18 protein-coding genes are annotated in these 20045 nt (G+C 51.7%); 5 read left to right on the plus strand and 13 right to left on the minus strand.

Going from position 1 to position 20045, the window contains the following annotated elements:
• Positions 1–12: 12 nt before the first annotated feature.
• The 9 genes from ftsW to mraZ all read right to left on the minus strand — a co-directional run bounded on the left by ftsW (position 13) and on the right by mraZ (position 10154).
• Positions 13–1179 (minus strand): putative lipid II flippase FtsW, encoded by a 1167-nt coding sequence (gene ftsW / locus IT527_RS01660; RefSeq protein WP_292965610.1) that lies wholly within the window; start codon positions 1177–1179, stop codon positions 13–15.
• Between the two features lie 5 nt (positions 1180–1184).
• Positions 1185–2600, minus strand: a complete 1416-nt coding sequence (gene murD / locus IT527_RS01665; protein ID WP_292965613.1) for a UDP-N-acetylmuramoyl-L-alanine--D-glutamate ligase — start codon at positions 2598–2600, stop codon at positions 1185–1187.
• Positions 2597–3682 carry a phospho-N-acetylmuramoyl-pentapeptide-transferase gene (gene mraY, locus IT527_RS01670; protein ID WP_292965616.1) on the minus strand — a complete coding sequence of 362 codons (1086 nt, stop codon included), beginning with the start codon at positions 3680–3682 and terminating at the stop codon, positions 2597–2599. Before mraY ends, murD begins: the two co-directional genes overlap by 4 nt.
• A 98-nt stretch (positions 3683–3780) precedes the next feature.
• Complete coding sequence (gene murF / locus IT527_RS01675; RefSeq protein WP_292965619.1) at positions 3781–5136, minus strand: UDP-N-acetylmuramoyl-tripeptide--D-alanyl-D-alanine ligase; 1356 nt, start codon at positions 5134–5136, stop codon at positions 3781–3783.
• On the minus strand, positions 5133–6695 hold the full coding sequence (locus IT527_RS01680; RefSeq protein WP_292965622.1) for a UDP-N-acetylmuramoyl-L-alanyl-D-glutamate--2,6-diaminopimelate ligase: 1563 nt from the start codon (positions 6693–6695) through the stop codon (positions 5133–5135). Before IT527_RS01680 ends, murF begins: the two co-directional genes overlap by 4 nt.
• Positions 6692–8455 carry a penicillin-binding protein 2 gene (locus IT527_RS01685; protein ID WP_292965625.1) on the minus strand — a complete coding sequence of 588 codons (1764 nt, stop codon included), beginning with the start codon at positions 8453–8455 and terminating at the stop codon, positions 6692–6694. Before IT527_RS01685 ends, IT527_RS01680 begins: the two co-directional genes overlap by 4 nt.
• A complete protein-coding gene (gene ftsL / locus IT527_RS01690; RefSeq protein WP_292965627.1) occupies positions 8452–8742 on the minus strand; it encodes a cell division protein FtsL in 291 nt (96 codons plus the stop codon). Before ftsL ends, IT527_RS01685 begins: the two co-directional genes overlap by 4 nt.
• Positions 8739–9692 carry a 16S rRNA (cytosine(1402)-N(4))-methyltransferase RsmH gene (rsmH, locus tag IT527_RS01695; RefSeq protein ID WP_292965630.1) on the minus strand — a complete coding sequence of 318 codons (954 nt, stop codon included), beginning with the start codon at positions 9690–9692 and terminating at the stop codon, positions 8739–8741. Before rsmH ends, ftsL begins: the two co-directional genes overlap by 4 nt.
• A gap of 15 nt (positions 9693–9707) precedes the next feature.
• Positions 9708–10154, minus strand: coding sequence for a division/cell wall cluster transcriptional repressor MraZ (gene mraZ / locus IT527_RS01700; RefSeq protein ID WP_292965633.1), 447 nt, complete (start codon positions 10152–10154; stop codon positions 9708–9710).
• A 300-nt stretch (positions 10155–10454) separates the two neighbouring features.
• Between mraZ and IT527_RS01705 the strand changes: the two genes are divergently transcribed.
• Entirely contained in the window at positions 10455–11072 is a 618-nt protein-coding gene (locus IT527_RS01705; RefSeq protein WP_292965637.1) for a DNA-3-methyladenine glycosylase, read from the plus strand.
• A 17-nt stretch (positions 11073–11089) separates the two neighbouring features.
• Here IT527_RS01705 and IT527_RS01710 read toward each other — a convergent pair whose 3' ends face one another.
• Entirely contained in the window at positions 11090–11422 is a 333-nt protein-coding gene (locus tag IT527_RS01710) for an SMR family transporter (protein WP_292965640.1), read from the minus strand.
• A gap of 217 nt (positions 11423–11639) precedes the next feature.
• Here IT527_RS01710 and IT527_RS01715 point away from each other — a divergent pair, with 217 nt between their 5' ends.
• Both IT527_RS01715 and IT527_RS01720 read left to right on the plus strand, forming a co-directional pair.
• Positions 11640–13379, plus strand: coding sequence for an ABC transporter permease subunit (locus IT527_RS01715; RefSeq protein ID WP_292965643.1), 1740 nt, complete (start codon positions 11640–11642; stop codon positions 13377–13379).
• A gap of 27 nt (positions 13380–13406) precedes the next feature.
• Positions 13407–14693, plus strand: a complete 1287-nt coding sequence (locus IT527_RS01720; RefSeq protein ID WP_292965645.1) for a nitrate/sulfonate/bicarbonate ABC transporter ATP-binding protein — start codon at positions 13407–13409, stop codon at positions 14691–14693.
• 61 nt (positions 14694–14754) lie between these two features.
• On the opposite strand, the gene IT527_RS01725 is transcribed toward IT527_RS01720, so the two are convergent.
• Together IT527_RS01725 and IT527_RS01730 are read right to left on the minus strand one after the other, a co-directional pair.
• Positions 14755–15426: a DJ-1/PfpI family protein gene (locus IT527_RS01725; RefSeq protein ID WP_292965647.1), complete on the minus strand. Its 672-nt coding sequence runs from the start codon at positions 15424–15426 to the stop codon at positions 14755–14757.
• 19 nt (positions 15427–15445) lie between these two features.
• Positions 15446–16027, minus strand: a complete 582-nt coding sequence (locus IT527_RS01730; RefSeq protein ID WP_292965650.1) for a peroxiredoxin — start codon at positions 16025–16027, stop codon at positions 15446–15448.
• A gap of 239 nt (positions 16028–16266) precedes the next feature.
• Between IT527_RS01730 and IT527_RS09695 the strand changes: the two genes are divergently transcribed.
• On the plus strand, positions 16267–16446 hold the full coding sequence (locus IT527_RS09695; protein WP_363278042.1) for a hypothetical protein: 180 nt from the start codon (positions 16267–16269) through the stop codon (positions 16444–16446).
• 2 nt (positions 16447–16448) lie between these two features.
• On the opposite strand, the gene mnmA is transcribed toward IT527_RS09695, so the two are convergent.
• Positions 16449–17540: a tRNA 2-thiouridine(34) synthase MnmA gene (gene mnmA, locus IT527_RS01735; RefSeq protein ID WP_292965653.1), complete on the minus strand. Its 1092-nt coding sequence runs from the start codon at positions 17538–17540 to the stop codon at positions 16449–16451.
• A gap of 159 nt (positions 17541–17699) precedes the next feature.
• Between mnmA and IT527_RS01740 the strand changes: the two genes are divergently transcribed.
• A complete protein-coding gene (locus tag IT527_RS01740; RefSeq protein ID WP_292965656.1) occupies positions 17700–19685 on the plus strand; it encodes a U32 family peptidase in 1986 nt (661 codons plus the stop codon).
• Positions 19686–20045: the final 360 nt, after the last annotated feature.

Below are 20045 nucleotides of genomic sequence, written 5' to 3' on the forward strand. Positions count from 1 at the left end.
ACAGGTTTTGGCTCATGGATTTATTCCCCTGCGCTTCAGCCGGTTTTCCCGGTCAATCCGCAATAGTATGGCGACGGCAACACAGTTGATGACAATACTGCTGCCGCCGTAGCTCATGAACGGTAAGGTCAGGCCTTTGGTCGGGAGCAGCCCCATGTTTACACCCATATTGATGAAAGCCTGCAATCCCAGCCAGACACCAATGCCCTGTGCGACCAGTGAGCCAAACTGATCTCCCAGCCGGGCGGCTGCGCGACCCACTTTGAAGATGCGCATCAGCAAGAAGAAAAACAGTGAAATAACCGTAGCGACACCTGCAAAACCAAGTTCTTCGGCCAGTACTGCAAACATGAAATCGGTATGTGCCTCAGGCAGATAACTTAGTTTTTCCACACTGCTTCCCAGTCCCGCTCCCCACCATTCACCGAGTCCAAATGCAATCAGTGCATGGGTGAGTTGATACCCCTTGTTGAACGGATCATTCCACGGGTCGAAAATAGCATTGATCCGATCCATACGATAAGGCTCGATGATGACCAGCAGAGCGATCAGTACCGGTACCAGACCGGCCAGACCGAGAAACATCTTCCAGTTCATCCCGTTCATGAACATGACTGATAGCGCAATGGCTGCTATCACTATAGTGGCACCCAGATCCGGTTCCATCAGCAGCAACAGGGAAACGACTGTCAGTAGCGCAAGGATGGGCAGGAAACCCTTGAGAAAATGGTCCTTGAAAGCAGCTTTGCGCACGACATAATCTGCGGTGAAAATCAGAATAAACAGCTTCATCAGCTCGGAAGGCTGAAAGTTGATGAATACCAGAGGAATCCACCGGCGACTGCCGTTAATTTCGTGACTGAGTCCGGGAATCAGTACTGCGATCAGCAACAGAATGCCCAGTCCCAGCAAATAGTGAGAATAGGTCTGCCACCAGCGCAGCGGGATTCTGAAACAATATTGCCCGAGAACGATTCCCAGCAGCATGTATAAAGCTTGCCGCCCTAAGAAATGATAACTGTCTCCTTCGCCAAATTTGGATTCGGCGACCGAAATTGAGGCGGAATACACCATGACCAGCCCCAGGCCGAGTAAGAGCAGCACGGTTGCAACCAGAAGCAGATCCACTTCAGGCTGGACAGGCTGTTTATGTGGGGCAGGAGCGGGTGAATTCACCATGGGAGCTAATGACATGTCTGTACGGTAAATACAAGTTTGCGTTCAATCAGACGGACGGCAGCAGTGAAAACCTCGGCGCGATGAATATAGTTTCTGAACATATCCAGACTGGCACAGGCGGGGGAGAGCAGAACCGCATCGCCACGCTCTGCCAGCAGAAAACTTACCTGTACTGCTTCATCCATTGTTGTTACCCGGTGTACCGGGACATTGCTGGCCTGGATGGCCTGTGCCACTTTATCCGCATCTCTTCCCAGCAGCACAACGCTGCGTACATGCCTGCCGACCGGCTGTTCCAGCGGAGAAAAATCCTGTCCTTTACCATCACCGCCCGCAATCAGAATGACATTTTTGCGGAAACCGCTGAGTGCAGCTACTGCTGAACCCACATTGGTACTTTTGGAGTCATCATAAAATGTGATGCCATTGAATTCGGCAATTTTTTGCATGCGATGCGGCAGCCCTCTGAAAGTACGCAAAGCATGCAGCAACGGCTCAAAAGGCAGATCCACCGCCCGGCACAGTGCCAGTGCAGCCAGTGCGTTGGCAGCGTTATGCAATCCTGTGACGCCAAGCTCGCTGGTTTTCAATAAATGTATATTCCCTTGTGCCAGCCATAAATCCGATCCGTTGGGCAATAAACCAAATTCCTCATCGAATGCCGGCCCGGACAGGCCGAAAGTGATTTGTCTGCTGTTCCTGTCTGCCATGGAACAGACTCTGGCATCGTCACGGTTGAGCACCTGCACACAGTGGCTGCTGTGCTGACGGGGAAACAGCCGTGCTTTTGCAGCGGCATATTCTTCAATGCTGCTGTACCGGTCGAGATGATCTTCGCTCAGATTTAACACGGTTGCCGCATCCGGCTGCAGGCTGCGGGTGGTTTCCAGCTGAAAACTGGAAAGTTCCAGTACCCACAGATGCGGCCATTTATTACTATCCATCCGCTGCATCAGGGCATCCAGTGCCGCCAGGCCGATATTGCCGGCAACTTCCACATCCCATCCGGCATTCTTTGCCATTTCCCCCACCATGGTGGTGACTGTGGTTTTACCGTTGGAACCGGTAATTGCCAGGATCTTTGTGCCTGGTGGTGCATATTGATCAAGCGCGACAGCGAACAGCTCAATATCCCCAACTACGGGTATGTCCTGTTGTGATGCTGCCTGTACCAATGGTTCTGCCACTGCTACGCCGGGGCTGATGGCAATGGCATCAATCCCCTGCAACAGTTCAACTTTCAGCGGGCCGCAGAATAAGGATTCATCCGGCACGATCTGTCTGATCAGTTCAAGATTGGGCGGGTCGGTGCGTGTATCAGCCACTGACAGCTGTGCTCCAAGCCGGGAAAGCCACCTGATCATGGAAATGCCAGTTTTACCCATTCCCAGAACCAGTATTTTTTTGCCAGTGTAATTCATCGCAGTTTCAGGGTCGATAAACCGATCAGTACCAGAATGATGGTAATGATCCAGAATCTCACCACAACCTGGTTTTCTTTCCAGCCCTTGAGCTCATAGTGATGGTGCAGGGGTGCCATGCGAAAAACACGCTGGCCGAATAATTTGAAGGAAACCACCTGAATCATGACGGACAGTGCTTCCATGACGAACACGCCTCCCATGATGACCAGCACGATTTCCTGACGGACGATAACGGTTATTACCCCCAGTGCGGCACCTAATGCCAGTGCACCGACATCACCCATGAATACTTCTGCCGGGTAGGCGTTAAACCACAGAAATGCCAGACCCGCCCCAGCCAGTGCACCGCAAAATACAGCCAGTTCTCCCGCATTGGGGATATGAGGGATGCCAAGATATTTGGCAAATACCGCGTGACCGGCGACGTAGGCAAAAATAGCCAATGCGCCGCTGATCATGACAGTTGGCATGATAGCCAGACCATCCAGCCCGTCTGTCAGATTGACCGCATTGCTGGTGCCGACAATTACCAGATAGGTCAGAACAATGAACAGGAATGTTCCCAGTGGAATAGCAACCTCTTTGAAAAATGGCACGATCATTTCAGTGTGCTGGGGAAGATTGGCTGTCATGGCAAGATAGGTTGCGACCAGCAGAGCGATGACTGATTGCCAGAACAGTTTGGCTGAAGCTGAAAGCCCTTTGGAATTGCGCTGTATTACCTTGCGATAATCATCTATCCAGCCGATGACACCGAATCCCAGCGTGGTCAGCGATACAACCCAGATGTAGCGGTTGCTCAGATCTGCCCAAAGCAACGTGGTGACCATGACAGCCATCAGGATCAGTGCACCTCCCATTGTCGGCGTGCCTGCTTTTACCAGGTGAGTCTGAGGGCCGTCATTCCTGACGGACTGACCCACTTTACGTGCAGTCAGGCTGCGTATCATGGCCGGGCCGATCAGAAACGAGATGCTCAGTGCGGTCAGTGCAGCCAGCACAGTACGTAATGTGATGTAGCTGAATACATTGAAAGTACGAATATCTTCTGCAATCCATTGAAAAAGTGCCAGTAACATTCTATGGCTTCCGTCGTATTTTTCGTTGTCCCGCCTGGCTGCCGGTACAAAAAACGGTTTCCGTCGGGCTGTTCATTATCTGTCCCAAATTAAGACATTTACGCCTGCAATTGCGCGATCACCCGTTCCATTTTCATGAAACGTGATCCCTTGACCAGGATGGAGGCGTGTTCATCCAGACAGCTTTTTGCTTTTTCCAGCAGGGTATCCAGGTCGGAGAAATGCTGTGCTCCCTGGCCAAAACCGATAACCGACTGCCGACTTAATTCTCCCAACGCCAATAACATATCGACACCCGCTTTTTCAGCCTGCTGGCCGATCCTGTGGTGGAGTGCCGCACCTTCCGCGCCAAGTTCACCCATATCACCCATGATCAGGATTTTTTTGCCGGGCATCCCTGCCAGCACATTCAATGCAGCCTGCATAGAATCCGGATTGGCATTATAGGTGTCATCAATCAGTACAGATTGATTTAATCCCGCTTTTTTCTGCAGACGTCCGGGAGCCCCTGTAAAGCGGGACAGACCTTCAACAATCGAGTGTGTACTGATACCGGCTGCCGTCGCGGCTGCCGTTGCAGCCAGTGCGTTGTAGACGTTGTGGTAACCGGGAACCTGCAGTGTAATTTCAAGTTTGTCGTTCGGCAGGTGGAACAGCCATCTGCCGTCAGAGACGGATGCTATCTGCTGCGCGCGGACAGTTGCCGTACCATGCATGCCGAAATCCATAATTTGCCTGTTGCCGGCAAGCTGCCGCCATAGCGAAGCATGGGAATCGTCCGCATTGATGATGGCGATACCCTGCTTTTCCAGTCCGGCAAAGATTTCACCTTTGGCGAGGGCTATAGCTTCGGTCGTACCCAGATGTTCGATATGTGCTGTGCCTGCGTTGGTGATTACGGCAATGGAGGGTGCGGCAAGCCGGCTGAGATAAGCAATTTCACCCGCGTGATTCATTCCCATCTCGATCACCGCGCGAACATGGCGGGAATTAAGTTGCAGCAACATCTGAGGAACGCCGATGTCGTTGTTCAGATTGCCGGTTGTCGCAAGAATGTTTGGTGACCCGAATTCGCATCTGAAAATGGCTGCAATCATTTCCTTGACAGTGGTTTTGCCGTTACTGCCGGTTACGGCTACCAGCGGAAGGGTAAAACGCCGGCGCCAGTATGCGGCCAGTTGTCCAAGGCCCAGCCGGGTATCGCCCACTTTGATCCAACCGAAACCGGGTTGGGTCGGGATAATTGCTGTATCGGTTGAAACCATGGCAGCAACCGCTCCTTTTTCGATGGCTGCGGGGATGAAACAATGGCCGTCGAACTGTTCGCCAGACAGGGCAATAAAAAGATCCCCCGGTTTTAGTGTGCGGCTGTCGGTGCTGATTCCGGTGAATACGGGATTATCGCCGGACTGGTTTGTGTGCAGGGCCTGCGCGGCTTCCTGTACGCTCATCATCCTTGCACCTGTAATTCCGGGCCGGCCAGATCATGCAGCACTTGCCGCACCACCTCGCGATCATCAAAAGGATATTTTTTCCCCTGTATTTCCTGATAGGTTTCAGCGCCCTTACCGGCGATCAGGACAATATCGCCTTTGCGTGCACCGTGAATGGCACGATAAATAGCTGCTGTACGATCCACTTCAGCTGTGCAGTGTTTACCCGTGGCGCCTGCCATAACTTCATTAATGATATCGACAGGGTTTTCAGTTCGCGGATTATCACTGGTGATGATAACTTCATCGGACAGATGTGCGGCGATTTCTCCAATCATTGGACGTTTACCACGATCCCTGTCGCCACCGCAGCCAATGACACAGATCAGTCTGGCCCGATTTTTCCGTGTCGGTTTCTTGATGTGTGTGCCGGTCAGTATTTCACGTAACCCGGCTAATACTTCGTTTAACGCATCAGGTGTATGTGCATAGTCAACGATGATCGTAGGCTGATCACCTCCCCCCAGTTGTTCCATTCTTCCGGGAATTGGCTGAACCTGTTGCAGTGCAGCGACTGCTTCATCAAAATCAATATTGCTGGCAAGCAGGGTCGCCAGGACGGTCAGCAGGTTGTATGCGTTGTAGCGACCTGTCACATTGCATTGCAGATTGGCATGCCGATCGCAGAATTCGACGTCAAATCCAATATGTTGCGTCGTAAATCGCAGATTGCTGCCGTAGAGAATTTTCTGACTGCCGGATGTTTGTATGGCCTGACGGGGTTGCCTGAAGCTGTAGCCAATGACGGATACATTTTTCCCGGCGAGCTGTTGTGACAGCTCCACACCGAGTACTTCATCCAGGTTAAGAACGGCGTATTGCAGTCCTTCCCAGAAAAAGAGCCTGGCTTTGGCGGCAGCATAGGCATCCATGCTGCCGTGATAATCCAGGTGATCGCGTGTCAGGTTAGTCAGTACGGCAACGGCAAACTCTGACCCGGTTAATCTTCCTTGAGAAAGGCCATGCGAGGAAGCTTCCATCACCAGCGAGGAGGCGCCCTGATCCAGATATTCAGCCATCAGCTGCTGTAAATAAACGGCATCCGGTGTCGTGTGCTCGGAATGATGCAGTGCTCCGGGGAATCCGTGGCCCAGTGTCCCGATAATAGCCGTCTTTTTTCCAAGAATAGCCATGGCTTGAGCGTACCAGTGGCTGCATGTGGTCTTGCCATTGGTACCGGTAATCCCAACCAGCCACAGATTTCTGGAAGGGTGGCCGTAGGCTGCACTGGCAATTTCTCCAGCCTTATGGCGCAGCCCGGTGATTCCGGCATTGGGAATTTTCCATTCAGGTTTCCAGGAAAACCCCTGTTTTTCCCAGAGGATGGCATTTGCCCCCAGTGCGATTGCCTGAGGAATATTATTGCGCGCATCATGATGTTCGCCAACACAGGCCAGAAAAGTATCTCCCGGCTTGAGTTTACGGCTGTCTGCCACCGGATGCTGCACCTTGACGCCCAGCTGATTCAGCAGACGGGTGATGTACCCTTCATGTGATCTTGGACCTGATGAGGCGCTCATCCCCTGGCTTCCAGTCTGGCGGGTGCTGTGGGTGTTGCGGGGGACGTAACCAGATTGCCGAGTGAATCATCAAACGGCACATTCATCACTCGCAACGTTCCTTCCATTACCCGACTAAACACAGGCGCAGCTACCGTACCGCCATAATAATGCCCGGCAGCGGGTTCGTCGATCATGACCGCTATGATTACTCGCGGAGCAGACGCGGGTGCAAAGCCGACAAAAGAAGAGATATAACGGTCACTGGCATAGCCCTTTTGCTTTTCCAGGCGTTTATGTGCCGTGCCGGTTTTTCCTGCAACACGGTAGCCGTTGATGCGCGCGCCACTGCCCGTTCCTTCCGGCTGAACCGCAAGCTCCAGCATTTTTCTGACAGATTGTGCCGTTTCACGTGAAATGACTTTCTGGCCGATGGCGGGTGTATCGCGCTTCAATAATGTGATGGGCTTCAGTTCTCCGTCAGTGGCAAACAGTGTATAGGCTCGTGCCAGCTGCATCAGGCTGACGGAGATACCGTGCCCGTAGGACATGGTAGCCTGTTCGATTGGGCGCCATTTGTTGTAGGCACGTAACTGACCGCTTGCTTCTCCGGGGAAGCCAATACCGGTTTCAGTACCGAAACCGGAACGGTTGAGCATTTCCCAGAATGTTTTGGATGGCAGTAACAGGGCGATTTTTGCTGCACCTACGTTGCTGGAAGCCTGAATGACCTGGGAGACGGTCAGGTTGCCTTTGTCGCGTACATCGTGAATGGTGGCTTTGCCTATTTTCAGTCTGCCTCCGGAAGTTTCCAGCAGCGTATCCGGTTTGACTCGGCCGGTTTCCATTGCAACCGCAACAACAAAAGGTTTGAGTGTTGAGCCCGGTTCATAAGTATCGACCAGCACACGATTACGGATTACTTCGTTTTTCATGCTTGCGCGCTGATTGGGATTGAAGGCCGGGTAGTTGGCCATTGCCAGTACTTCACCGGTTTTTATATCGAGCGCCACAATACTGCCGGCCTTGGCATGCTGTTCCTTGACTGTGCGCGCCAGCTCCCGGTAGGCGAGATACTGTATTTTGCTGTCTATCGACAGAACCACATCCTGACCGGACTTAGGCAGCCGGATCTGACCGGCATCCTCAACGATACGGCCTATCCGATCCTTGATGACGCGTCTTTTGCCATCTTCACCGGTGAGCACGTCCTGCCACGCCAGTTCCATGCCTTCCTGTCCGCGGCCATCAACATCGGTAAATCCCAGAATATGTGCAGCCAGTTCGCGTGATGGGTAGTAACGATAAAATTCGTGCTTGAAATACAACCCTTTTATGTTGAGTGCAGCAATTTTGTCCGCTTTTTCCGGCGGCAGTTTCCGCTTCAGGTATACAAACCGCCTGTCGCTGCGGATACGCTCCTGAATACCAGCTTCACTCATTTCCAGCAGGTTGGACAGTTGCCTGACCTGCTTCGGTGTGGCATTTGCCTCTCTTACCACTTTTGGATCTATCCAGATGGATTTGACGGGTGCGCTGATGGCCAGAATCTCGCCATTACGATCTTTAATACTGCCACGCTTGGAATTTTGTTCGATTATTCGAAGATGACGGGATTGTCCCTGCTGTTGCAGAAAATCTTTGTTCAGTGCCTGTAAATAAACGGCCCGGGCAATCAGTATGGTCAGGGCAGTAAGCAGAAGTCCCAGTACAAGACGGGAACGCCACTCGGGGAGGTCTGCAGAGGCAGGCTTGCGGGATGGATTGAACAGAACTTTCATTCAGCTGTGCCTGATGTTGGATCGGGGCGAATAACCAGAATATTTTCAGCTGCAGGTGGAGGGGTAATCATGCCGAGCTCCTTGCGGGCAATTGCTTCCACGCGTGCAGGCATCGCCAGCGTGGTTTGTTCCAGCCGCAGCTGATTCCACTCGGTTTCCAGCTGTTCAGTCAATTTTTGCTGTTCTTCCTGCTGCATAAACAACTTGCGTGTTTCATAACGGGCGGTCACTATGCCGAGTCCGCAAAGGATCAGCACGATGAACAGGCAGATATTCAGTTTGATCATGCGTTCACCTTGCTGCCGGCCTCCAGCTTTTCCGCGATTCGCATGACAGCGCTGCGTGCTCGCGGATTAACAGCCACCTCATCTTCACCGGGGCGAATTTTTTTACCGATAATTTGCAGTTTCTGCTGGTGATACATGCGATTTTCCTCCTCCCGCACCGGCAACTTTCTCGGCAACGTATCTGTGTCTGCCTGTGTGCGCATAAAGCGCTTGACGATACGATCTTCCAGTGAATGAAAGCTGATTACCACCAGCCGGCCATTTGTATTCAGCAACTCCACACATTGCGGCAGCGTTACCGACAGCTCCTCAAGCTCCCGGTTAAGATGGATACGTATCGCCTGGAAAGTGCGCGTGGCCGGATGCTGCCGACCGTCCCGATAACCGAACTTGCGCACGACCGCTGCAACGATCTCGGCAAGCTGAAACGTGGTAACAATGGGCTGACGCGCCTGTGCCACAATAATTGCGTTTGCAATCTGCCCAGCATACCGTTCTTCGCCATAGGTTCTGATTACCTCCCTTAATTCTGTTTCTGTTGCAATAGTCAGCCATTCTGCTGCTGTCTGTCCCCGGCTTGTGTCCATGCGCATGTCCAGGGGACCGTCATGGCGGAAGCTGAATCCGCGTGCTGCTTCATCCAGTTGAATTGACGACACACCCAGATCCAGCAGGATGCCATCAACCCGATTTACACCCAGAGACTGCAGTGCCGGGCGCATTTCCGCGTAACTGCCATGTACAGCCTGCAGCCTTTTGTCCGGGATGGACCTTGCTTCGACAATCGCAGCGGGATCCTTGTCGAATGCAATCAATCGCCCTGATTCTCCAAGCCGCGACAAAATCAGGCGACTGTGACCGCCTCTGCCAAAAGTTCCATCAACATAAATCCCGTCAGCTCTGATATTCAGTGCATCTGCAGCTTCTTCCAGCAGAACGGGTACGTGCACAGTGCTACCGCTGCACTACAGTGAAAATCCTTCCAGCTCGGGAGGGGTGCCTCCATCTTTGTAAGCTGTTGCCATATCGATTTGCATATCCCATTTTTCTTTATCCCAGAGTTCAAACTTTGCACCCTGTCCAATCAGTACGACTTCCTTCTGCAGGCCGGCAAACTGTCGCAGGGGTGCGCTTATCAGGATACGGCCGGAACTGTCCATTTCAACATCACAGGCATTACCGATAATCAGCCTTTGCAAACTTCTGATTTGCATATTGAAACTGGAGAAGCTGCTCAGTTTTTCCTCAATCGGCTCCCAAACCGGTTGAGGGTAAATCAACAGGCATCTGGATGGGTCAGCAGTTACGACAATGTTGCCTCCGCAGCTGGCGAATAGCTCGTCGCGATACTTTGCCGGAATCGCGAGCCTGCTTTTATTGTCGAGACTTAACTGCGTGGAGCCGCGAAACATGGCATCTCTCTAAATTTCAATAACGGTGTTTCAACGACGGTGCCTGCTTTAAATAATCCGGTAACAAAATTATTTTTACTCCACTATAACCCACAATTATGCATATTTCACCACTTTCACCCACTTTACTCAATATAATTTTCCCGGTCAAGAAAAAAAGAATTTTTATGGTGTTGCGACAATGACTTAACAGAGATTACGGATAATCATTCCAGATGAAACCACCTGATAAAAATGGCTTATTTTGGAGTTGGAGCGGGTCGTGGTATAAACCTGCAGGACATTTCAAAACGGGCTGATATGGCTTTGGTATTTTGGGAACAGGCTGTTGCTGATTTATCAGCACGTGATCCGGTAATGGATCGCATCATTCAGAGCTGCGGCGATTCGATGCCGGAAGAGCGGGGGGAGGCTTTCACTACGCTGGCGCGCGCGATTGTTGGCCAGCAGATCTCTGTTAAGGCGGCAGCCAGTGTATGGCAGAAGGTAATGGCTTCGATTCCGGAGATGACGCCGGAGAGATTGATTGCAACAGAAATGGATTTGTTGAGGGCGTGCGGATTGTCAGCGCGCAAGGTTGATTATCTGCGGGATTTATCCCGTCATTTTCTGGAAGGGACGCTGGCAACGGCCAACTGGCATGATCTGGATGATGAAACCCTGATCCGCAGATTGATTGAAGTGAAAGGCATTGGCCGGTGGACAGCAGAAATGTTTCTGATTTTTTATCTGCATCGCCCGGATGTGCTGCCACTGGATGATATTGGCCTGCAGCGCGCGGTCAGTATGTATTACAACGGCAGCCAGCCAGTCGATAAGCGTACGATTCGTGCTGTGGCTGAGAACTGGCAACCCTGGCGATCCGTTGCTACCTGGTATCTGTGGCGCAGCCTCGATCCAGTTCCGGTGATTTACTGAATGCCGGTACAAGATAATCAATGCCCGCCGGTTTTTGAAAACAGATTGAGTACAACTACGCCGGATAGGATCAGCCCAATGCCGATCAGACCGGGCAAGTCGATTTTCTGTCCGAGAACCAGCCAGGCAATCAGTGTTACCAGTACGATTCCCGCACCGGACCAGATTGCATAGGCCACACCAATCGGGATGGTCCGCAGGGTGAGTGAAAGAAAGAAGAAAGCGCAGCAATAGCCCGCCACGACGATCAGGGATGGCCACAGCCGAGTGAATCCTTCGCTTGATTTAAGCAGTGATGTGGCGATGATTTCTGCAGTAATTGCAGCTGCAAGATATAGCCAGTTGTTCATGCTGTCAGTCCGGCCTGCAGGCGCAGTTTTCCAGAAAAGCCAGGATACTGCGAAAAATCAGTAGAGTGAGTTTTCCGATTTTTTGTGGTTTTATTTGCCATAGCTCCGATATTTTTAGGGTAAAGGTATTGCCTGTAACCTGAATAATCATACAACAATGCGTACTGCCGTTACTGGTGCCGGATACCTCTATTACAGCTGTCGCGGGAGCGTATAGATGAAGATGTCAAAAGGCCCGATCAGCAAACTGTTCCACCATTTTTCAGCAATATTCTGGGATATTGTCGCCGCATTGCTGGTGCTGGGTGTGGTGGTATTTTTCGCGCAGCTCAGCCGTGATTTCATGCAGCCTTTGGCGGAATCGGGTGGGGCTGTTATCAGCCTTGAGCCTGCTGCCCTGCCGGAATATGCACTGCGTACTTCACTCCGGATGCTTGTCGCAATGGTGCTGTCGCTGGTTTTTACCTTTACGTATGCCACCTGGGCTGCCAAAAGCCGGCGTGCCGAACAGGTGCTCATTCCGTTGCTTGATATTCTTCAGTCTGTGCCGATCCTCGGTTTCATTTCGGTGACAGTGGTTTTCTTCATGTCGTTTGCACCGGGAAAAATGCTGGGCGCCGAGCTGGCTGCCATTTTCGCCATTTTTACCAGCCAGGCCTGGAACATGGCATTCAGTTTTTACCAGTCATTGCGTACCGTTCCAGTTGAGCTTGTCGAGGCTTCCCGTTCATTCCGCCTCAGTCCATGGATGCGTTTCTGGAAACTTGAGGTACCCTTTGCAATGCCGGCGCTTGTCTGGAACATGATGATGTCAATGTCGGCCGGCTGGTTTTTTGTCGTGGCGTCCGAAGCCATCAGTGTTGGCAGTACGACAGTTATGCTGCCGGGTATCGGTTCCTATATTGCACTGGCAATTGATCAGCGTGATCTTGGCGCGATCGGCCGGGCAATTGCGATCATGCTGATCGTAATCCTGATTTACGATCAGCTTCTGTTTCGGCCGCTTGTAGCCTGGGTGGATCATTTTCGTTTTGAGCAGGAAACGGACAGAGTATCACCACATTCCTGGGTGCTGACAGCGTTGCGCCGGTCACGCTGGGTAGCGTTTGCTGTTGCGCCTCTCGCCAGGATGTGGCAATGGACTTACCAGGCGTCCCGGGAGCCGGTTCAGGTAGCGGTCCATATCCGGGATGATATGAGATCGGATGGGGCTTCATGGCTCGACTGGCTGTGGTATGGAGTAATTATCCTCTTTTGCATGGGTGCCGCATGGAAGGTCGCCACTTTTATTTTGCAGAGCGTAATGCCGGGAGAGATCGGGGAAGCCATTGCGCTCGGCCTGGCGACTATGGTACGGGTTTTTGTGCTGATTGCGGTTGCCAGTATCATCTGGGTGCCTGTCGGTGTGTGGATTGGATTACGTCCGGGGGTGGCGCGCATTACCCAGCCAATTGCCCAATTTATGGCGGCATTCCCTGCCAATCTGCTGTTTCCACTGGTGGTATCAGGTGTGGTGGCATTGCGGCTCAATCCGGATATCTGGCTGAGTCCGCTGATGATCCTGGGCACGCAGTGGTATATCCTGTTTAACGTGATTGCAGGCGCTTCAACCATTCCATGTGAGTTGCGTGATATCGGAACCAATCTTGGTGTTCGGGGCTGGTTGTGGTGGCGGCGTATCGCGCTGCCTGCAGTATTTCCCTTTTATATGACAGGTGCGATTACCGCGTCCGGCGGATCGTGGAATGCCAGTATCGTCGCAGAAATGGTTAACTGGGGCAGTGCCACGCTAAAAGCATATGGCCTGGGTGCATACATTACTGAGGCGACTGCAGCGGGTGATTTCCATCGTATTGTGCTTGGGATCACGGTCATGAGTATGTTTGTTGTCGTCATCAATCGCCTGTTCTGGCGCCCGCTCTACGCACTGGCCGAGCGCAAGTTCCGTCTGGACTGAAAGGAGGGTTTTATCGACACGAATCCATTGCTGGTTATCCGAAGGATTCATAAATCATTTCGCAAACCGGATGGCAGTGAGCTGCTTGTACTTGATGGAATCAATCTCACCTTGAATAAGGGGGAAATCATTGGCTTGCTGGGGCGTTCCGGTTCAGGTAAATCCACTTTGCTGAGATTGATAGCCGGGCTTGCACCGCCATCAGCCGGTTCCATTATTTATCTTGGCAATGAGGTAACAGCACCGCCACCGGGTATCGCCATGGTATTTCAGGGATTTGCGCTGTTTCCCTGGCTGACTGTGCTGGAAAATGTGCAACTGGGTCTGGAGGCGCTGGGACTGCCAGTCAGCGAGCTGCGCCAGCGGGCAATCAAAGCGATTGATCTGATTGGGCTCGATGGGTTTGAATCAGCCTATCCGCGTGAATTGTCGGGTGGTATGCGGCAACGTGTCGGCTTTGCACGCGCACTGGTTGTTCACCCCAATATCCTGCTGATGGATGAACCTTTTTCAGCGCTTGACGTGCTGACAGCGGAAACGCTGCGCACTGATTTTCTTGATCTCTGGTCAGAAGGCCAGCTTCCCATCAAGGGTGTGATTCTTGTTACCCACAATATTGAGGAAGCAGTGCTGATGTGTGATCGTATTTTTATATTTGGCAGCAATCCCGGCCGGATTATCAATGAGATCAGGGTTGAACTGCCGCACCCGCGTGCGCGCCTTGATCCTGCCTTCCGTGATCTGGTCGAACGTATTTATGTGGAAATGACAACCCAGTCTGTTTCAGCGCCAGTGGGCAGGCGAACCGAGAATTTTCCAGGTACAGGAATCGGAACCATCTTGCCTCATGTATCTTCGAACTCACTCTCCGGTCTGATTGAAGCCGTGGCAGCCCCGCCTTACAATGGTGAGGCTGATTTGCCTGTAATTGCCTCTTCTTTGCATATGGAGATTGATGAGCTGTTTCCGGTGGCGGAAACATTGCAGATGCTGCGTTTTGCCGAAGTGGCCGGAGGGGATATCAAGCTGACTGCAGAAGGGCGGCAGTTTGCTGATTTTGGTACCGATCAGCGTAAACGCCTGTTTGCCTGGCATCTGCTGACTTATGTCGCGCTGGCGGCACACATCCGGCGTGTGCTGGATGAGCGGCCAACCCATCAGGCGCCCTGGAGCCGGTTTTCAGGCGAACTGGAAGATTACATGCCACCGGCTGCAGCAGTGCGAACCCTGCGGACCATCATCACCCTGGGGCGTTATGCGGAAATCTTCTCATACGATGATGAAAAGCATATCTTCAGCCTGGATAATCCTTGAGGAGGCATCTAATAGTTAAACCTGTAATTATGAAACGCCTGGCAAAGCTGCGTCATAAATTTCATAGCGTAACCCGGCGTTCATTATTTTCCGGGAACGAATACTCCATGTGGCGAGCCGTTGAGCGAGCAATTTCTTCCCCAAAAAAATCAGCAACAACCCGCAATGCCATATCAATACCTGCAGAAATCCCTGCCGAAGTAATGATCCTGCCAGCCTTCACTACGTGAGCCGTTGTATCTACCATAACCCTGGGAAAAAGCGCCTGCATCATTTGCAGAGAACGCCAATGTGTTGTGGCATGAAGACCATCAAGCAGGCCGGCGTTTCCAAGAATTAACGCTCCTGTACACACGGAAGCCAATATTTCGACATTGGGAGCGCGGGAATGTACAAACGACAGCATGGCTTCGTTGTGCATTTCCTTGCGAGTACCCCATCCTCCTGGAATTACCAGAATATCGAGCGGCGGGCAATTATCAAAGGTGAAATCGGGAATGACCTTCATGCCTCCCGTGGTGGTGACCGGCTGATGAAATTCCGAAACCAGAAAAACTTCAAAGGGTGAAGGTTCTTCGTGGCGCCGATTTTCATCGAGGCGAGTGGCGGAAAAAACCTCGAAAGGGCCGCAGAAATCGAGAACCTCAATCTCTTCAAAAATAATAATGCCAAGCTGCTTGCGATGCATGGAGAAGCCTCGTGAAATCTGATGCTTGAACGAACTGTTGGCCATGCTCCGGTTGAGTGTCGGGTTAGGCCTGATTTTCAGAGAACCAGGTCATCACCTCAATAACATTTTTATCTGGTGGAAAAACAGGGTAAAAACATTTTTTAATTACGCCGTCTTGAGTAATAAGCGTTAATCTTTTCAGCAATTTTAAGCCTTCAACTTCAAGCAGAGGCAATTGCAAATCTGAGGAAAAACAATAATCGGCATCGCTTAAAAGCGGATATGGTAACCCTAATCGACTAGCCGCTTCTTTTTGCGTTTCCGGTGTTTGAGTACTTATGCCGTAAATGCCTACGCCATTACGGTTGAATTCAGCGTGATTTTCACGATATGAACATACCTGTGGCGTACACCCGGCAGCACCGGGAATTTGAACCCAGCCTTCCGGAATGGCGAATCCCGGGCGACCTGTCATCGGATAGCAGAAAATCACATTCCAGCCAGACAAGCGGGACAGATTGATTTCCTGATCATTGGTTGACCATAGGGAAACATCGGACAGCCGCATGTTTTCCAGATGTTCACACGCCCCATCATTTAAGGGAATTGGCAAATCCTCTGGAACAGAATGGAGTACATCAGATGGAGGCTGAATATTTGGCACAGTAATTTTCCAGGAAGCCTAACGTGTAAGTTCAGGAGCGCGAAGCCGGCTTACCGGCGGAGCGGCCCTCTGGGAGTTCCGGCATGGTTTCGTATTTCACCCCGGGCGAGGCAATTGTGTCCCAAGGGGCTTTGGATGCAACAAACAAATCTGTATCACCCAGACTGCTCGATCAGTTGCGTGGCAGGTTGCGTTTAAAGCATTACAGCATAAGGACTGGGGTGCAGTAGGTCCAGTGGGTGCGGCGCTTCATTCTGTTTTATGACAAACAACATCCACAGGGAATGATGGGGGCTGGGGAGGTTGAGGTTTTTTTGGCACATCTTGCTGTGTTTGGCAGAGTGGCGGCGGCACAAATATGGTACGGATGCGGAATCATGGGAGGCTGCACTGAAGAGTACGCCGCAGTGTACGTCTGACATTATCCTGCATTGCTGTCTGTAATCACACCGCCACCCAGGCAAACTTTACTTTCATATATGACGACTGATTGCCCGGGTGTTACTCCCCATTGGGGTGCTGCAAAGCCAATTTCACAGGCATCTTTCTCGAAACGGGTGATCGCGCAGGGTGCATCTGTTTGACGATAGCGGATTTTAGCTGCATAAACCCAGTTTTGATGCGGGGGTGTGCCGCTGATCCAGGAAAGATCTGCAGCCATCAGTGATGAACGTAACAGAGCTGCGTGACTGTGCCCCTGCACTACATACAGTACGTTCTTTTCCATATCTTTGCCCGATACGAACCAGGGTTCTTCATTGCCTCCGCGTGTGCCACCAATACCCAGCCCCTGTCTTTGCCCAATGGTGTAATACATCAGTCCCTGATGTGCCCCCACAACGTTGCCATCCGGTGTGTGAATTTCCCCGGGATTGGCGGGCAGATAGCGATTGAGAAATTCACGGAAGGGGCGTTCGCCGATAAAACAAATTCCGGTACTGTCCTTCTTGGCTGAGTTGGGTAATCTGTGTTCACGTGCAATTTTGCGCACTTCCCGCTTGTAGAGATGACCAATGGGAAAAATTGCATGTGACAGTTGCTGTTGATTCAGACGATAGAGAAAATAACTCTGATCTTTGTTGCCATCCTCCCCTTTAAGCAGCTGAAACAGGCCGTCGATTTTCTGTATCTGTGCATAATGACCGGTTGCAATCCAATCAGCACCCAATGTAAGCGCATGATCAAGAAATGCCCTGAACTTGATTTCACTGTTACACAGTACATCCGGGTTGGGTGTACGCCCGGCCTGGTATTCCTGCAGAAACAGGCTGAAAACACGTTCCTGGTATTCAGCTGAAAAATTGACTACTTCCAGCGGGATATCAAGGATATCTGCGACGGAAGCTGCATCGAGAAAATCCTGACGGGATGAGCAATACTCATCGGTATCATCTCCTTCCCAGTTTTTCATGAAAAGCCCCGTCACATCGTAGCCCTGTTGCTTGAGTAACAAAGCTGCAACCGATGAATCCACCCCACCAGACATACCTACAACAACACGCGATTTATTCATTTTGCTAACCGGAAAAATACTATCGGGTAATTTTACCTTGCCGCGAGGCTAAAATAATCCCGTGTGGAAGAGAGGGGCAAGGGGTAGTGCTTTGAGCGAGCAATAAAATGTTTAGTGCTACACTTTCTACCCTGCCAGATCATATCCGGAAATCCTGCCATGCTGCCCAAATATCATCTTGAACTGCTGAGCCCCGCTCGGGATGTGGCCATTGCCAAAGAGGCCATTCTGCACGGTGCTGATGCGGTTTATATTGGCGGGCCCGGTTTTGGGGCACGTCACAATGCTGCCAATTCAGTGCGTGATATTGCAGAGCTGGTGGCATTTGCGCATGTTTTTCATGCCAGAGTGTTTGTCGCGCTGAATACCATTCTGCATGATGATGAACTGGAACCCGCGCGCAAGCTGATTCACGAATTTTATGATGCCGGAGTCGATGCCCTCATCGTGCAGGATATGGGCGTACTGGAGATGGCTATTCCGCCGATTGAGCTGCATGCCAGTACCCAGTGCGATATTCGTCGTCTGGATAAGGCGATCTTTCTGGATCGGGTGGGTTTTTCGCAGATTGTACTGGCACGTGAGCTTACCCTGCGGCAGATCAGGGAAATCAGCGATCACGTCAGTGCCGGTATTGAATTTTTCATCCATGGGGCGCTGTGCGTCGCCTTTTCCGGCCAGTGCAATATCTCGCATGCGCAAACCGGACGCAGCGCCAATCGGGGGGATTGTTCACAAGCCTGTCGTTTGCCTTACACCCTGAAAGATGAACAGGGCCGGGTAGTGGCCTACGATAAACATCTGCTGTCGATGAAAGACAATAACCAGAGTGCCAATCTGCGTGCGCTGGTCGAGGCGGGTGTGCGCTCGTTCAAGATTGAAGGGCGCTATAAGGACATGAGTTATGTGAAAAACATAACTGCTCATTATCGTCAGCTGCTGGATGAAGTTCTGGCCGAGCGCCCTGATCTGGCTCGCGCCTCCAGTGGCTACACGCAGCACTTTTTTGTGCCCGACCCTGATAGAACCTTTCATCGCGGCAGTACCGATTATTTCGTAAACGGGCGTCAACAGGACATCGGCGCTTTCGATTCACCCAAGTTCATTGGCTTGCCCATCGGGGAGATTTTAAGCGTCGGCAAACAGGAGCTGACGGTACAAACGACCAGCGCACTTACCAATGGCGATGGACTGAATACGCTGTATAAACGGGAAATAGTCGGTTTTCGGGTGAACAACGCTTACCTGCTCTGTGATTTTGAACAGGAGGGTCAACACTTCTGGCAATACCGGGTCATCCCGAATGAAATGCCCGCCGAGCTCAGCAAACTGCGCTTGCCACATGCACTTAACCGCAACCTCGATCACAACTGGCAGCAAGCCCTCAGCAAAACTTCAAGTGAGCGCAAAATAAGCGTGAACTGGCAACTGGAGTTGAGTGAACAGGCACTTGCCGCCACTGCCATCAGTGAGGAAGGTATTTGTGCTCAAGCCACCTTACAAGGCCCCTTTGCACTTGCCAGGCAGACCGACAGCAATGCTCAGCACATTCAGGATGCCTTCAGCAAACTGGGTAATACGCCCTATTATGCGGAACAGATTAACCTTGCTGCCAGCCAGGCCTGGTTTGTACCCGGCTCACAGCTGAAAGCCCTGCGGCGCGAGATCATCGAACAGCTTACTGCTGCCCGCGTGGCTGCTCACTCCAAAGGCGGCCGCAAAGCTGTTCATGAGCCTGCGCCCGTCTATCCGGACAGGGAATTGACTTTTCTGGCCAATGTTTACAATAAACTGGCGCGCCGCTTTTACAAACGCTACGGTGTGGAACTCATTGCCCCCGCTTTTGAAGCGCATCAGGAAAGCGGTGAAGTGCCGGTCATGGTCACCAAACACTGCCTGCGCTTTTCGTTCAACCTGTGCCCCAAACAGATAAAAAATGAGCTGGATCTGAAGGGCAATGCCCGGCCCATGCAGCTGCTGCATGGCGATGAAACCATTACCCTGAAATTTGACTGCAAAGCCTGCGAGATGCACGTTATGGGTTCCATCAAACCACATATTTTCAACAGTCCTCAATCGGGCAGCGTAGCCAGCGGCACGGGTTACTATGACCTGGCAGATCTGATGAAAAATGGTAAGAATTGAGATGATTTCTCATTTATCGTGATTGCGGGCAGAGATAGAAGAACACGCACCTCGGTTAAGAATAGCTTATCCAAAACAGCCTGGCTGCGCTCGTAAAAACGAAACCGTAGTCATAGTCGCCCACTGCCTTTTCCTCATTGCGTACCAGGATCGCATCTTGTTTCCACGAGATTACAGGTGTGGGCAGGTCTCTGGTACGCCCCCCGGTCATGAAGGTATGGAGTGTTTTTTGGCGCGATTGCGGGTTTATTGTGAGAGTGGTTATCTTGACTAAGGGATGCTGAGGAAGTAGTCTTGTTGGCTAAGTATGATGGGAGAGAGGATAGCTGGCTGCCTGTGAGGGGTTGGGTGGCGGGTTAT

This window comes from Nitrosomonas sp., assembly GCF_020852615.1.
In the GTDB taxonomy this organism is placed as follows: domain Bacteria; phylum Pseudomonadota; class Gammaproteobacteria; order Burkholderiales; family Nitrosomonadaceae; genus Nitrosomonas.